Annotated in this window: 16 protein-coding genes; 1 reads left to right on the forward strand and 15 read right to left on the reverse strand. The window is 54.5% G+C overall.

Annotated elements, in window-relative coordinates:
- Window positions 1-11: 11 nt before the first annotated feature.
- From F3J26_RS15105 to F3J26_RS15170, 14 genes are all read right to left on the reverse strand, one after another.
- On the reverse strand, window positions 12-368 hold the full coding sequence (locus F3J26_RS15105; RefSeq protein WP_166994958.1) for a PRD domain-containing protein: 357 nt from the start codon (window positions 366-368) through the stop codon (window positions 12-14).
- A 14-nt stretch (window positions 369-382) separates the two neighbouring features.
- On the reverse strand, window positions 383-1,288 hold the full coding sequence (gene yhfZ, locus F3J26_RS15110) for a GntR family transcriptional regulator YhfZ (protein WP_166994637.1): 906 nt from the start codon (window positions 1,286-1,288) through the stop codon (window positions 383-385).
- A 136-nt stretch (window positions 1,289-1,424) separates the two neighbouring features.
- Complete coding sequence (trpS, locus tag F3J26_RS15115; RefSeq protein WP_166994639.1) at window positions 1,425-2,429, reverse strand: tryptophan--tRNA ligase; 1,005 nt, start codon at window positions 2,427-2,429, stop codon at window positions 1,425-1,427.
- Window positions 2,422-3,135 carry a phosphoglycolate phosphatase gene (locus F3J26_RS15120; protein ID WP_008457827.1) on the reverse strand — a complete coding sequence of 238 codons (714 nt, stop codon included), beginning with the start codon at window positions 3,133-3,135 and terminating at the stop codon, window positions 2,422-2,424. Before F3J26_RS15120 ends, trpS begins: the two co-directional genes overlap by 8 nt.
- Entirely contained in the window at window positions 3,128-3,805 is a 678-nt protein-coding gene (rpe, locus tag F3J26_RS15125; RefSeq protein ID WP_039288419.1) for a ribulose-phosphate 3-epimerase, read from the reverse strand. The genes F3J26_RS15120 and rpe overlap by 8 nt, the downstream gene beginning before the upstream one ends.
- A gap of 46 nt (window positions 3,806-3,851) precedes the next feature.
- Window positions 3,852-4,676, reverse strand: a complete 825-nt coding sequence (gene dam, locus F3J26_RS15130) for an adenine-specific DNA-methyltransferase (RefSeq protein ID WP_166994640.1) — start codon at window positions 4,674-4,676, stop codon at window positions 3,852-3,854.
- A gap of 63 nt (window positions 4,677-4,739) precedes the next feature.
- Window positions 4,740-6,032 (reverse strand): cell division protein DamX, encoded by a 1,293-nt coding sequence (gene damX, locus F3J26_RS15135; protein ID WP_166994642.1) that lies wholly within the window; start codon window positions 6,030-6,032, stop codon window positions 4,740-4,742.
- Window positions 6,033-6,106: 74 nt separating this feature from the next.
- The gene (aroB, locus tag F3J26_RS15140) at window positions 6,107-7,195 is read right to left on the reverse strand and encodes a 3-dehydroquinate synthase (protein WP_166994644.1); all 1,089 of its coding nucleotides are present in this window, start codon (window positions 7,193-7,195) and stop codon (window positions 6,107-6,109) included.
- Window positions 7,196-7,253: 58 nt separating this feature from the next.
- The gene (gene aroK / locus F3J26_RS15145) at window positions 7,254-7,775 is read right to left on the reverse strand and encodes a shikimate kinase AroK (RefSeq protein WP_008457837.1); all 522 of its coding nucleotides are present in this window, start codon (window positions 7,773-7,775) and stop codon (window positions 7,254-7,256) included.
- Between the two features lie 319 nt (window positions 7,776-8,094).
- Complete coding sequence (gene pilQ, locus F3J26_RS15150) at window positions 8,095-9,342, reverse strand: type IV pilus secretin PilQ (protein WP_166994646.1); 1,248 nt, start codon at window positions 9,340-9,342, stop codon at window positions 8,095-8,097.
- Window positions 9,281-9,673: a HofP DNA utilization family protein gene (locus tag F3J26_RS15155; RefSeq protein WP_166994648.1), complete on the reverse strand. Its 393-nt coding sequence runs from the start codon at window positions 9,671-9,673 to the stop codon at window positions 9,281-9,283. Before F3J26_RS15155 ends, pilQ begins: the two co-directional genes overlap by 62 nt.
- Window positions 9,660-10,139 carry a HofO family protein gene (locus F3J26_RS15160; RefSeq protein WP_166994650.1) on the reverse strand — a complete coding sequence of 160 codons (480 nt, stop codon included), beginning with the start codon at window positions 10,137-10,139 and terminating at the stop codon, window positions 9,660-9,662. Before F3J26_RS15160 ends, F3J26_RS15155 begins: the two co-directional genes overlap by 14 nt.
- Window positions 10,120-10,560, reverse strand: a complete 441-nt coding sequence (locus F3J26_RS15165; protein ID WP_166994652.1) for a PilN domain-containing protein — start codon at window positions 10,558-10,560, stop codon at window positions 10,120-10,122. Before F3J26_RS15165 ends, F3J26_RS15160 begins: the two co-directional genes overlap by 20 nt.
- A gap of 107 nt (window positions 10,561-10,667) precedes the next feature.
- Window positions 10,668-11,483, reverse strand: coding sequence for a pilus assembly protein (locus tag F3J26_RS15170; protein ID WP_166994654.1), 816 nt, complete (start codon window positions 11,481-11,483; stop codon window positions 10,668-10,670).
- Window positions 11,484-11,622: 139 nt separating this feature from the next.
- On the opposite strand from F3J26_RS15170, the gene mrcA reads away from it, so the two are divergent.
- Window positions 11,623-14,175 (forward strand): peptidoglycan glycosyltransferase/peptidoglycan DD-transpeptidase MrcA, encoded by a 2,553-nt coding sequence (gene mrcA, locus F3J26_RS15175; RefSeq protein ID WP_008457847.1) that lies wholly within the window; start codon window positions 11,623-11,625, stop codon window positions 14,173-14,175.
- Between the two features lie 54 nt (window positions 14,176-14,229).
- Here mrcA and nudE read toward each other — a convergent pair whose 3' ends face one another.
- A complete protein-coding gene (nudE, locus tag F3J26_RS15180; RefSeq protein ID WP_166994656.1) occupies window positions 14,230-14,796 on the reverse strand; it encodes an ADP compounds hydrolase NudE in 567 nt (188 codons plus the stop codon).
- Window positions 14,797-15,084 lie beyond the last annotated feature (288 nt).

The raw sequence follows: 15,084 nt of genomic DNA on the forward strand, positions 1-15,084 counted from the left end.
AAATAAATCCGTTAGCCCTTATGAATCAGCCACAGGCTGAACAGGTTAGCCAGCAGATACCCTTCTTCGTTCGGATGCAGCTGCACGTTGAACGGCGCCAGCAATGCGTGGTGGGCCTGCTCAACATCACCAAAGACGCTGTCGGTTTTAATCTCCGCCAACAGCTCTTCATCCAGTGGGTTCACCTCTTCCCCACGGCGGCTGCGCATCAGCGCGTTAGCCATGTGGGTGATCGCCATTGCCCCCTGATCGTTCTGCAGCGGAATAGCCCAGTGGGTCTCCAGCTGCGTCACAACCGCTTTCATGCCATCACAAATATCCCGGTCGATAACGCCTGCCTCACAGAGCAGATTGAGCCGGTCTTCCATACTGATTACCTCTGTCAATAGCTTGGTTCCTGTTCACCGCTCAGCACGCTTTGCTGATGCGCCAGCAGGGCATTCTTATCCACCACCGTTCTCAGCAATTGCTGAATAGGGATATCTTCACTTCGCGTCAGCACCACCGCTTCCGATGCCGTCAGGAAGCATTTGTCCCCGCTTAACGGGAGGGCAGCCAGCCCCAGTGCCGTCAAATCGGCTTCGTTGCTGACGTTCCAAATCACCGCATCCACGCTGCCCTTCGCGATTCTGTGCAGACACTCGTGGTACGACACATCAAGCAATTCCACATCCTGCCCGGAGAAATACACATCCGTCATGATGCGCTGATCCGCCGAACGAGGATCAATCCCAATACGGCGGATGCTCTCCTGCTGCCCGGCGCGGCAAATCAGCTTGTGCTCGCCCACGTAAGTGTGCGGCCCCAGCGCCAGCGCGATAAAAAGATCCGGGTTGCTGAGGTAGCTGTCCGCTGCCAGCCTGGACACGACGGCCAGGTCATAAACGCCATTCAGCAGACATTCCACGCGAACATCCGACCCACGCATGTGGGCATAATAAAACGGGATCCCGTCAAACTGCGCCTTCAGACCGCTAGCAAGCCCTTCATAAAGCCGGGTGTACGGCAGCGGCATAGCACACACTACATTGCCGATGTCCGCGAACGCCAATAGGGCTTTGTTATCCATGCTCAGCAGGTAGCTGCCGTTGCGGCCACGGCGCTCAACGCTCACGGCCCCGGCCTTCTCCAGCGTCTTCAACGCGGCCTGCGTCAGGCCAACGGAAAAGCCGCATTCACCAGCTAATTCATCTATGGTTTTCAGCCTGTTACCACATTTCTCACCCAGTAAATAGCGGGCCAGGCTGGACTGGGCAACGCCCTCTTTTTTAATAAAGCTGCGGCTCATCGGTTATCTTCAGTTTATTGAATAAATATATCTTCATAAAATTGAATATAGATGGCAAAGGGGAAAATGACAAAAGGAGAATGCAGTCACAAAAAAGAAATAACCCGCCAGGCGGCGGGTTATTCATAGGGAAAGATTATGGATGCGCGACGAAACCGATCGCTTCGTAGACCTTTTTCAGCGTCTCTCCGGCGCGGGCGCGGGCTTTTTCAGCGCCCTCTTTCATGACCTGCTGCAGGAAAACTTCGTCGTTACGGTAACGGTGATAGCGCTCCTGAAGCTCGGTCAGCATACCGGACACGGCTTCCGCCACTTCGCCCTTCAGATGACCATACATCTTGCCTTCAAAGCTGGCTTCCAGCTCAGGAATCGCTTTGCCGGTGACGCCGGAAAGAATGTCCAGCAGGTTAGAAACGCCCGCCTTCTCTTTCACGTCGTAGCGCACCACAGGCGGCTCTTCGGAGTCGGTTACCGCGCGCTTGATCTTCTTCACCACGGATTTCGGATCTTCCAGCAGGCCGATGACGTTATTGCGGTTATCGTCAGACTTGGACATCTTCTTGGTCGGCTCCAGCAGGGACATCACGCGGGCACCGGACTTAGGAATAAATGGCTCAGGCACTTTGAAGATGTCGCCGTACAGCGCGTTGAAGCGGCTGGCCACGTCGCGGCTCAGCTCCAGATGCTGTTTCTGGTCTTCACCCACCGGGACCTGGTTGGTCTGATACAGCAGAATGTCTGCGGCCATCAGCACCGGGTAGTCAAACAGGCCGGCGTTGATGTTTTCTTCATAGCGGGCAGATTTGTCCTTGAACTGCGTCATGCGGCTCAGCTCGCCGAAATAGGTGTAGCAGTTCAGCACCCAGCCCAGCTGCGCGTGCTCCGGCACGTGGGACTGAACAAAGATGGTGCTTTTTTTCGGGTCAATGCCACAGGCCAGATACAGCGCCAGAGTGTCCAGCGTCGCTTTGCGCAGCGCGGTCGGGTCCTGACGAACGGTGATCGCATGCTGGTCAACGATGCAGTAAATGCAATGGTAATCATCCTGCATGTTTACCCACTGACGCAGCGCACCCATGTAGTTACCGATAGTTAATTCGCCTGACGGCTGGGCGCCGCTAAATACGATGGGCTTACTCATGTTCTGCTTCCTGATTTGCTAAAGGTGGTAGCCCGAAAGCGGGCAATAAGTCTTCGAAACGATCGAACACAACGTCCGGGTTGCTCAGCCCAATCGCTTCGCCATAGTTATAGCCCCAGGTCAGGCCGACGCTTGGGCAGCCGGCCGCCTGTGCAGCCTGAATGTCATTACGGGAATCGCCGACAAAAAGCAGCTCATCCGCCGCCAGCCCCAGGGTTTCCATGACTTTGTACAGCGCTTCCGGGTGTGGCTTTTTCTCTTTCACATCGTCCCCGCCGATGATGGTCTGGAAATAATGGGCAATGCCCAGATCTTCCAGCAGCGGCGTGACAAAAGGCGTGGGTTTGTTGGTGACGACGGCGAGCGGCAGGCCTTTTTCTTTCAGTGCAGCAAGCGTTGCGGCTACGCCAGGGAACAAGAAGCTCCCCTCTTCCACCGTTTCCGCATAGAAGCGATCGAACAGTTTGCGCGCCATATTCAGCTGGGCGAGGTCGGGTTCTTTATCTTTCAGCGACCACTTAAGCGCCCGCTGCATCATGATATCTGCGCCGTTGCCGATCCAGGTGACAACGCGATCTTCGCCGGCCACAGGCAGTTCAAGCGCATAAAGCGCCAGATCAACGGCCTGACTCAGGCCAAGCGCCGTGTCGATGAGCGTGCCGTCGAGATCGAAGGCAACACCCCGAATTTTTTGAAACTTATCCATGACTTACCTTAGCCAGTTCAGAACGCATGCGGTCAACCACCGCTTTATAATCAGGCTGGCCGAAAATAGCGGAACCTGCAACGAACATATCCGCGCCCGCGGCGGCAATTTCCGCAATGTTGTCGGCTTTGACGCCGCCATCCACTTCAAGGCGAATATCATAGCCGGAGGCATCAATACGTTCGCGAACCTGGCGCAGTTTTTCCAGCGTGTGTGGAATAAACGACTGGCCGCCAAAACCAGGGTTGACGGACATCAGCAAAATGACATCCAGTTTGTCCATGACGTGATCCAGCCAGGAAAGCGAGGTCGCCGGGTTCAGTACCAGGCCCGCTTTACAGCCGTGTTCTTTGATCAGTTGCAGAGAGCGATCGACATGTTCAGAGGCTTCAGGATGGAAGGTAATAATGCTGGCACCGGCCGCGGCGAAATCAGGAATGATGCGGTCAACGGGTTTCACCATCAGGTGAACGTCGATAGGCGCAGTGATACCGTAATCGCGCAGCGCCTTAAGCACCATTGGCCCCATCGTCAGGTTAGGGACGTAGTGGTTGTCCATAACGTCAAAATGGACGACGTCACCACCTGCGGCAAGTGCTTTAGCCGTATCCTCGCCCAGTCGGGCGAAGTCGGCAGAGAGGATTGAGGGGGCAATCAAATACTGTTTCATCCGCTTCTCCAGGAGTCATTCATCTTTCGGCGGCGGGCGAAACGGCTCAGGCAACCTTCGCTTTATAAAGGGCCAGAAGTTCGTCCACCTTGTTACGTTTACCACCGTTTCGGCTGATGCTGCGGCGAACCTGCAGCTTATGGAAATCGGTGGCGTTCTGATACCACTGGCGAGTCAGCTCGGTGTCGTGATTAGAGATCAGCACCGGAATACTCTGCTCCCGCAGCCTTTCAGCCAGCTCAGCCAGGTGCTGCTGCTGCACCATACTGAAGCTGTCCGTGTGATAAGCGGTAAAGTTGGCGGTGGCGGAAAGCGGCGCATAGGGCGGATCGCAATACACTACGGAACCCGCAGCAACGTTTACCATGCTGACATCATAAGACTGGCAGACAAAAGTGGCATTTTTAGCCCGTTCGGCAAAGTTGTACAGTTCCTCTTCAGGGAAGTAAGGTTTGCTGTAGCGGCCAAACGGTACGTTAAATTCACCGCGCAGATTATAACGGCACAGGCCGTTGTAACAATGGCGGTTGAGGTACAAAAACAACACCGCGCGCCGGAATTTGTCAGTGCATTGGTTAAACTCAGTGCGGCAAGCGTAATAAATCGCTTCCTCGTTTTGCGCTTTGGTAAAGAGCAAACGAGACTCCCGCACGTACTCATCTGCGCGGTTTTTGACAATGTCGTAGAGGTTAATCAGATCGCTATTGATATCGGCGAGGACGTAGCGTGAGTAGTCGGTATTAAGAAATACCGACCCCGCGCCAACAAAGGGCTCAATCAGACAGTCGCCTTCCGGCAGATGCTTTTTTATGTCGTCCAGCAGGGGGAATTTCCCCCCTGCCCATTTCAGAAAAGCGCGATTTTTTTTCATGCTGTCTTACTATTTACACCTTATCCAGCTGTGGAAAGGCTCCGACAGCGACTGCGCTTATTTTCACTTGAGGTCAGACTGCACCTGATGAATAGGTTTTGCCCACGGATTCTTAGCCTGAACGTCTGCCGGCAGGCTTGTCACCGCGCGTTTTGCATCGTCTTTCGTGGCATAAACACCGCTCACCAGCACGAACCAAGGCTGACCGTTACGCTGAGTCTGGTAAACCATATAGTGCTGCAGATTCTCTTTTTTCGCCCACGCATTCAGGTTTGCGGAGTTTGAAGAAGAGCTCAGCTGCAGCGTGTAGTGGCTGCCTGGCGCACTCTTAATGGCGCTCGCATCCCCCGTTACCGTGCCGCCAGTGCTGGCCGTCGCTGCAGCTTGCGGTGCTGCTTTTGGCGCAGTAGATGCTGTTGCTTTCGGAGCCGGGGTTGAAGTAGCTGCGCTGGTTGATGGTGCAGTGACCGGAGCAGAAACCGCCGGGGCAGGTTCGCTACGTTTCACCGTTGCCACTGGTTTGCTTTCAGCTTTCACCTGCGGTTTAGGCTCGGCTTTACGCACAGGCTCAATCACCGTTTTTTTGCGCTCAGGACGAGATTCAACGGTGCGGGTTGGCTCCTGGGTACCGGCCAGCTTACGCGGTTCGGTTTTGCTGCCAGCGATTGGCGCGACGGTAGCGGGTTCAGTTGGCAGCGTGGAATTGCTCACCACGTTGTCAATCTGGCCCTGTTGCTGAGGCTGAGTCAGGGCGTTATTCAGGTTTCCAGGAACCTCAACGCGCTGCTGCCCTTCCGGCTGCGTCTGCGTCTGGGCCTGGGTTGGTGTAGAAGAAATAGGTGGCAGGGAAACATCCTGCGGATTCTGCTGGCCAGCTACTGAGGTATTCCCTGCCTGTGGCTGAGCAGCATTTGCCTGGTCGGCAGGTGCCGCACCGTTCGAACCGGAGAGATCGATGCTCTTCTCCGCGCCTGGTTTTTGCTCGGCAGTATCTGGGGTAGATGAAGGTGCTTTCAAGGCTGAACCGATGCCGATGATAAGCAGCAGCAGGACCAGAATCCCGACGCCCATCATGATGTGCTGGCGAGAAGCAGGTGCTTTCTGTTTTGCTGCCTTTTTACGCCCACGCGCCGGACGAGGCTCTGCGGCCAGGCCGTCATCACCTTCGTACTCTTCCTCAACCTCTTCTTCACGCTCACGGCGTGAACGAGAAGGACGACGATCGTCCGCATCAAGATCGACGTCATCAACGTTGATCTGCGGTTCTTTATCGAACTCGTCAGGTTTGCGGGAACGCCCAGGACGACGATCGCTTGGATCGGGTTTCAGCTCGTCTTCTGGTTTAAACTCATCCATTTAACACCCCACTCAAAGGCGTATGCTCATCTCTGCATCACGCCCGAAGTTAAATACTATAAAAATTCTAGTTGTTAAGCCTGCTGGCAATCAGCAATGGCTGATAGAACGACATCGTGCGGTACTCCACCGCGCACTTCACTCTTCCCTATCGCCAGCGGCAGAATCAAACGCAGCTCGCCGGCTAATACTTTTTTGTCACGCATCATGTGGGGCATATACGCGTCAGGGGACATTTCCTGCGGCCCGTTAACCGGTAACCCGGCTCGCACCAGCAGCGCAATCACGCGCTGAACTTCTGCCTCACTGAATTGACCCAGGCGCTGAGCGGTACGCGCCGCCATCACCATTCCGGCCGCCACGGCTTCGCCATGCAGCCAGTTGCCATAGCCCATTTCAGCTTCAATGGCATGGCCAAACGTATGACCCAGATTCAGTAAAGCACGTAAGCCGCTTTCTCGCTCGTCTGCGGCAACAACTTCGGCTTTCAGCTCACAACAACGACGAATGCAGTACGCCATTGCCTTGCCGTCCAGCTTTAACAATGAGTCGATGTTTTCTTCCAGCCAGTCAAAGAACTCGCCGTCCAGAATGATGCCGTATTTAATGACTTCCGCCAGGCCCGAAGCCAGCTCCCGAGCAGGCAAAGTCGACAGGCAGTTGAGATCCACCACCACCGAAGCGGGCTGGTAAAACGCGCCAATCATGTTTTTGCCGAGGGGATGGTTAACGGCAGTTTTACCGCCAACGGAGGAGTCCACCTGCGAAAGCAGTGTGGTAGGGACCTGGATAAAACGCACCCCGCGCTGATAGCTCGCTGCGGCAAAACCGGTTAAATCGCCCACAACGCCACCGCCTAAAGCAATCAAGGTGGTGTCGCGGCCGTGAGGTTTTTCCAACAGCGCCGTAAAGACGGTATCAAGCACCGCGAGGCTTTTAAACTGCTCGCCATCCGGAAGAATGACGGTATCCACTTTAACGCCTGCCTGTTCCAGAAGGCCACGAACCTTGTCCAGATAGAGCGGTGCAAGGGTTTCATTGGTAACCAGCATGGTCTGGTCGCCAGCCTTCAGCGGCCAAAAGGAAGCCGGGTCATTGAATAACCCAGCGGCAATGGTAATAGGGTAACTACGTTCCCCGAGAGTGACTGTCAGCCTCTCCATTACGCGGAGCCCACCTTATTGTTGCTTTGCCCGCAGGCGTTTCTTGATTAAGCCAGAATCAGTTGCTTTCCAGCATATGAATGATCTGGTTTGCGACCACTTTGGCGCTTTGATCATCGGTGCGAATTGTGACATCGGCAATCTCTTCATACAGCGGATTGCGTTCACCTGCCAGCGCTTCCAGAACTTCACGAGGTGGAGTCTCAACCTGCAGCAGCGGACGTTTTTTATCGCGCTGAGTACGTGCAAGCTGTTTCTCAATCGTGGTTTCAAGATAAACCACTACGCCACGGGCGGAAAGACGATTGCGGGTTTCACGAGATTTCACAGAACCGCCACCGGTAGCCAGCACGATGCCCTGTTTTTCAGTGAGTTCGTTGATGATTTTTTCTTCGCGATCGCGGAAGCCTTCTTCGCCTTCAACGTCGAATACCCAGCCCACATCAGCTCCGGTACGTTTCTCAATCTCTTGATCAGAATCGAAAAATTCCATATTGAGTTGCTGAGCTAACTGACGCCCAATAGTGCTTTTGCCGGCACCCATAGGCCCAACCAGAAAGATATTGCGTTTCTCTGCCATTTTTTCGGTACTACTAAGACAATTCGTTGATGATAAACCCGCCCGGTAACAACTTGCTGCGGCGGGACATGAACTGAAACCTCATAAGCGTGAGTTCGAGAATCAGACTAAAAATTATCTCAACACTCAAGGGGGTTTGGCAACCGAATAAATCACCTGGCGCCCAGCTTGGGACGAAAACCGTGCGCCAGCTTTACCGGCCGCAGGCTCTCAATACCCAGCCTCCCGAAACGGTACACCTTGTAAGCTAATTCCTCTCTGCCGTCAAACACCTGGGCGCTGTTTGGCAGAAAAACCCGCAGGCGGAAGAGGAAACACGCTAAGGTAATGCAATCAACCTGGGCGTAATGAACACGACCAATTCCCGACGTTGGTGCTTTTTCCCGTCGTGCCGGAACAATTGGCCGATAAAAGGAATATTTCCCAGTAAAGGAACGCTATCCCTGGTGTGGTTGTTCTGCTGCTGGAAGATTCCGCCTAACGCCAACGTCTCACCGTCCTTCACCTCGACCTGCGTTTCAATCTCTTGCTTATCAATGGCGAGGGCTTCCCCATCTGCGTGCTGGAGGCTGCGTCCTGGCATATTTTGACTGATGCGAAGCTGCAGGCGAATGGTTCCGTGGTGACTTATCGTCGGCATGACCTCCATACCTAACACCGCCTCCTTAAATTCCACCGACGTGGCTTCATTCTTGCCATTAGAGACTTGATACGGGATTTCAGTACCCTGCTTGATGCTGGCAGACTGTTGGTGTGCGACCAGCAAGCGTGGGCTGGCGATGATTTCCAGCTGTTGCTGCTGCTCCAGCGCGCTGAGTTCAAGCTCAAGCATACGGCCGTTGATCCGGCCAATATTAAACCCTACCGTTGTGGTTGCCGCGTTTACGGCTAACTCACTTGAGACAGTAGTGGTTTGGTATAACCCGGATGCCGTCTCACCTACCGGGGCGCTCCACTTCACTCCAAGCTCTCGCAGCTTATCCTGGTTGATGGTGACAATATGCGCGGACAGCTCGACCTGCCCCATCGAAACATCCATATCTTTAATCCAGGCCGCAACACGCTTTTGCGCCTGCTGGCTGTCGCGCACCACCAGCCGGTTTGTGCGTTTATCCACGGTAATGCCGCCCCTGGGTCCAAGCAGTTTTTCTTCATTAGCTTTGATCCCCGCGGCAAGGTCGGCAACTTCAGCATATCGCGGCGTATAAACCGCTTGTACCAGCGGCTGTTCAAGCGCTTTTTGCTTACGAGCGGCCTCTTGCTGAGCGCGCCGTTGCGCCGGATCCTGTTTCTGCTGGATTTGAAGAATATTGCCCGTCTTCGACGAAGTCAGGTTTGCTAATCTGAGTACCTGCTGGAAAGCCTGCTCCCACGACACATCGGCCAAACGTAGCGAGAGATTCCCCGTCACCTCAGGCGCAATCATCACGTTAAAGTTTTGCTGCTCGGCCAGCGCCTGCAACACCTGTACGACAGGCGTTTCATCTAGCGTCAGAGTGACGCGATTATTCGTCCACGCCGTCAGGGGCATCAGCATCAGTACGCCTGCCACGATGTGCCTTATCATTGACTCTTCCCTCTATTTTCCAGTGGTAGTAGCGTCCTTCGCAGGCGCCGTTGAGCGAAGCTCTCAACTGCCGCTCAAGAAGCGTGGTCACCTGCACACCAGGCTCCAGAAACAAACCTTCTTTTACCCTTTGCCAGCGTTTCCCCGAGAATTGCATTAAGGCAATACTTTCTGCAGAGCCAGTCGGGTAAAACACGCCGCGTAACTGCCAGCCATCAAGCCGCTTAAGCAGCGCTTCACAGGGTGATACGGGTAAAAGAAAAGGATTACGCGGTGACGACTGCAGAGGCGAGCTGAGTGCGGCCAGTAACATCCAACTAGCGGCTTTCATCGATAAACTCCAGAGTAAGCAAAACCCGCACTTTTTCCCCGGCCTCACTCAAGATAAACGCCGGTATCTTCAGGCTTGAATAGCTGGTCAGTTCCTTAAAAAGGGGCGGCACATTGGGCCAGGGAAGCAGCATTTCCAACACAGAATGTCGCGGTTCAGGCCGCCACATCACCAGTCTCCCGCCGGACCGTTTTACCGCAGCCATGGCAGAAAACGTCTCCAGCGGCACCGCATCAGGCAGCGGCTCTGGTTTCGGCAAAACGGCAATTTTCCGCTGCTGCGAGAGCACATGCTGCCAGCGCTGCTGGTTGTGCTGTTCCTTCACCTGCAATTCCTGTCGCAGGGGCCAAACCAGCAGCCATAAGCAGGCTAAAGCGGTTAATAACAGACACACCAACAGGCTCAACACCCGATATGCAACATGCCCGTCAATGAGGCGCTCCAGGTTACTGAGCATGCTCGCCATCCGGGGTGTTTAAGATGAAGGTAAAGACCAGACCTTTGTGTTTTTCATCGCGCAACTCACCGGGCTTGACCTTAAACGCCCCGGGTAAATCAGCCAGAACTGCTTCAACCTGCACCAGTTCCCGTGCATCTCCCGCTACGCCAGAGATGGTTGCGCTTTCATTTTGCCAGCTAACACTCTGCAGCCAGCTGTTTTCGGGCAAGCGTGAGGCCAGCATATTCAGCACGTTTTCCCAACGTGAAATGTTGCCTTTCCGCATCACCTCCGCCTGCAATATCGCCCACCGCTGCTGGTTATCTTTCAACTCTGTTAGCTGACGTGACAACAGCGCCTTCAGGGCGGACTCCTGCACCTCATATTGGGTTGACTGGGCCTGTTGCCAGCGGACTTTCATGGCGAGAAACTGAGTCCAGAGCAGCATCAGCCCCATCATTAAAAGCACGCCACATATGAGAAGGCTGCCCCAAAGTTTTAGCCGATGACGGCGTTTTAACGGCCGCCATGGCAGAAGATTCATCAGCGGCATCATTAGCGTTCGGCTCCCAGAGCGAGCCCCAAAGCGAGCGTGTAAAGCCCGCCATGACGCGGCAACGGCGGCTGCTGGCGGACAAGGGGTTGCCAGGCATTCAGCCTTTCTGCTCCGGCAGGCCAGGAGCGCCCGGCATCGGCATGGCTAAAGGCAATTTCGTCGGCGCTGGCCTCCAACTGCTGACATAGAGCCGGGAAATCCACTGTTTGCCGTTTATCCAGCCAACCGGAACGTTTGCGGTTATTGACTGATGCCCACAGCCAGTAGCCCGGCTCTTCATGAACCAGAAAACGACAATGCGCTGGATAACAATTCTGAGGCAAGGCGCTCAGAATTTTGTCTCCCGGCGTTATCGTACGGGGAAAGAGATTCATGCTGGCAAAAATGGCCTGCAATGCAGCAATATCCGCCTGTTTCGCCGCCGTCACGGAAAATGACGAATCATCCTCCAGGTAGTCGTAGCAAAGTTGTTCCGAGGGCATTTGCAACTGGCGAGCCGTTGCACCCGAGATATACTTCTCTTGAGCCGATTCCTGTAACCGCTGGGGAGGCCTGGGAACCTGGCGTTGCAAAGCCCTCTGTGCAGGAAAACCAACCCGCAGATGATGGCGCACGGGGATTTCTTTACGCCATGCGGCAAGTACCTCGCGCAGTGTGTCCAGTTCGGGTAACATGCCGTCCGCAAGTGTTTGTTTCGGGAAAGGTAAATGCCACCAATGGCGCAACTGCCACCCTTGCCGGTGCCACTGTACGGCTGCGGCACGTATGCCCTCCGCCTGAATATCCAGGCCAATCCGCCAACCAGGAAACATCATGGTTTCGATCTCCTTATCCAGATGATAAACAGCCCTGACCCCGAAACAGTAACGGGTATATCAAAGCTCCTGGCTTGCCTTTATACTACCGCGCGGTTGTTTAGAAACTGCCCAATTGAAACCTGATGGGAAATTTAAGGTGAAGTTCGTAAAGTATTTATTAATCCTTGCAGTCTGTTGCGTTCTGCTGGGAGCTGGCTCGATTTACGGTTTATACAAATACATCGAGCCCCAGCTGCCCGACGTGGCGACATTGAGAGATGTGCGACTGCAGATTCCAATGCAGGTTTACAGCGCTGACGGCGAGCTTATTGCTCAGTACGGCGAAAAACGCCGTATTCCACTGACCCTGAACCAGATCCCTCCGGTGATGGTAAAAGCGTTTATCGCAACAGAAGACAGCCGCTTTTATGAGCACCACGGCGTTGACCCGGTGGGCATCTTCCGTGCTGCAAGCGTAGCGCTGTTCTCAGGCCATGCTTCTCAGGGCGCAAGTACCATAACGCAGCAGTTGGCGCGTAACTTCTTCCTGAGCCCCGAACGCACCCTGATGCGTAAAATTAAGGAAGCGTTTCTTGCGGTTCGCATTGAACAGATGCTGAACAAAGACGAGATCCTTGAGCTCTACCTGAACAAAATCTACCTCGGTTACCGCGCCTATGGCGTCGGCGCTGCCGCTCAGGTTTACTTCGGCAAAACGGTCGATCAGCTGACCCTGAGCGAGATGGCGGTGATTGCCGGGCTGCCTAAAGCGCCGTCAACGTTTAACCCGCTGTACTCCATGGATCGTTCAACGGCACGCCGTAACGTGGTGCTGTCGCGCATGCTGAGCGAAGGTTACATCAGCCAAAGCCAGTACGATGAAGCACGTAGTCAGCCGATTGACGCCAGCTATCACACGCCTGAAATCGCCTTCTCCGCGCCATATCTTTCAGAGCTGGTGCGTCAGGACATGGTCGCCCGCTACGGCGATAAAGCCTACGAAGATGGCTACAAGGTTTACACCACGCTGAGCCGTAAAATTCAGCAGGGTGCCCAGGATGCCGTCCGCAACAACGTCATGGCCTACGACATGCGCCATGGCTACCGCGGCCCATCTAATGTGCTGTGGAAAGTGGGAGAAAGCGCCTGGGATAAGAAAAAAATCACCGATTCGCTGAAAAGCCTTCCGGTTTATGGCCCGCTCTTCCCGGCGGTTGTCACCCGCGCCGTACCTGATGAAGCCACGGCCATGCTGGCCGACGGCAGCTCTGTTTCACTGAGTATGGAAGGCATGCGCTGGGCGCGTCCGTATCGTTCCGACACCGCGCAAGGCGCTACGCCACGCAAAGTAACGGACGTGGTACAGGCCGGACAGCAGATTTGGGTACGCAAGGTGGACGATGCCTGGTGGCTTAGCCAGGTGCCCGACGTTAACTCGGCGCTGGTTTCACTCAATCCACACGATGGCGCCGTGCTGGCGCTGGTCGGCGGTTTTGACTTTAACCAAAGCAAGTTCAACCGTGCGACCCAGGCGCTGCGCCAGGTAGGGTCAAACATCAAACCTTTCCTGTATACCGCAGCCATGGACAAAGGCCTGACGCTGGCAAGCATTCTTAATGACGTGCCTATTTCACGCTGGGATGCCGGGGCAGGCTCCGACTGGCGGCCTAAGAACTCTCCGGCCCAATACGCCGGGCCGATTCGTCTGCGTCAGGGGCTGGGCCAGTCCAAGAACGTGGTGATGGTACGTGCGATGCGGGCGATGGGCGTCGATTATGCCGCAGAATATCTGCAGCGCTTTGGCTTCCCTGCAGCAAATATTGTGCATACCGAATCGCTGGCCCTGGGCTCCGCCTCATTTACGCCAATGCAGGTTGCCCGCGGTTACTCCGTCATGGCAAACGGCGGCTTCCTGGTTGACCCTTACTACATCACCAAAATCGTCGACGACGCGGGTAATACCGTGTTTGAGACCAGGCCTAAGGTTGCCTGTGCCAGCTGCGATATTCCGGTCATTTACGGCGATACGCCAAAATCAACGGTACTGGAAAACCAGGACGTAGAAGACGTTGCCGTTTCGCAAACGCCGCAAAACAGCAGCGTACCGATGCCTCAACTGGAGCAAGCTAACCGCGGTCTGGTGGCAAAAGCACAGGGCGAGGAGTATGCGCCACACGTGATCAACACGCCGCTGTCTTTCCTGATCAAAAGTGCGCTTAACAGCAACATTTATGGTGAGCCGGGCTGGCAGGGAACCGGCTGGCGAGCAGGCCGTGATTTGAAACGTAAGGATATTGGCGGCAAAACCGGGACAACCAACAGTTCGAAAGATGCCTGGTTCTCCGGTTACGGCCCGGGCGTGGTCACGTCAGTCTGGATTGGCTTTGACGACCATCGCCGCGACCTTGGCCGCACCACGGCTTCAGGCGCGATTAAAGATCAGATCTCCGGCTACGAAGGCGGCGCGAAGAGCGCCCAGCCAGCCTGGGATGATTTCATGAAAATCGCGCTGGCGGGTGTGCCAGAAGAGCCGATGACGCCACCACCGGGTATCGTCACTGTCAATATTGATCGCAGTACCGGGCAGTTAGCCAACGGCGGCAACAGTCGTGAAGAGTATTTCATCGAAGGTACGCAGCCTACGCAACAGGCCGTGCATGAAGTAGGCACGACGCTTATCGATAACGGGGAAGAGCACGAGCTGTTCTAATCCCACCCAAAATAGTAAAGGGCCGCTTAGCGGCCCTTTTTCATTCTTTAGCGGTCAGACTTTCAGCCTGCCCTGCTGCCTTAACCATTCCCGGACAAGGAACAAAGCGCTGACGTTACGCGCCTCGCTGAAATCATCTTCATTGAGCAAATCCATCATGTTCGCCAGCGGCCACCGTACTTGCGGCAGTTCTTCCGGCTCATCCCCTTCCAGGGATTCGGGATACAGATCTTCCGCAATCACAATGTTCATTTTGCTCGAGAAATAGGACGGGGCCATCGTCAGCTTTTTCAGAAACGTTAGCCGGTTCGCGCCAAAGCCCACTTCTTCTTTCAGCTCACGGTTAGCGGCCTCAAAAACCGTTTCGCCCGGGTCGATCAGCCCTTTAGAGAACCCAAGTTCATAGGATTCTGTGCCAACCGCGTATTCACGGATTAAGATCAAGTGGTCATCAACAACAGGCACTATCATTACCGCCTCGCGGGAAGACGGTTTCATGCGTTCGTAGACGCGTCGAACGCCATTGCTAAATTCCAGATCCACCGTTTCGACATTAAACAGCCGCGAACGCGCCACGGTTTCGACATTTAAAATCGTTGGTTTTATTAGTGATTTGCTCATGTGGCCGGGTTCAACAGTGAAAGAGGTAAGTTATTGTGCGGTATGCCGCACATATCGTGCAACGAGCATTGGCTATTATTTACATTTTTGTAACGTTTGGCGCGCTAAAACACGTAATTTTACCCGCTGTCAAGGCAGGTACTATTGAATAGGAATTTACTTGTATTTCGGACGAAGTCGCTTTGCTAACATTGTGTTACTGTAAGTCGGTCGCCTTAAAAATAGCTCAAGTTTGCAGCTTTACCTGCCGATAATGACTTCTGACTCCTTAACCATTTGAAAGGCCGA

Source organism: Enterobacter sp. Ap-867 (assembly GCF_011752855.1).
Taxonomy (GTDB): domain Bacteria; phylum Pseudomonadota; class Gammaproteobacteria; order Enterobacterales; family Enterobacteriaceae; genus Cedecea.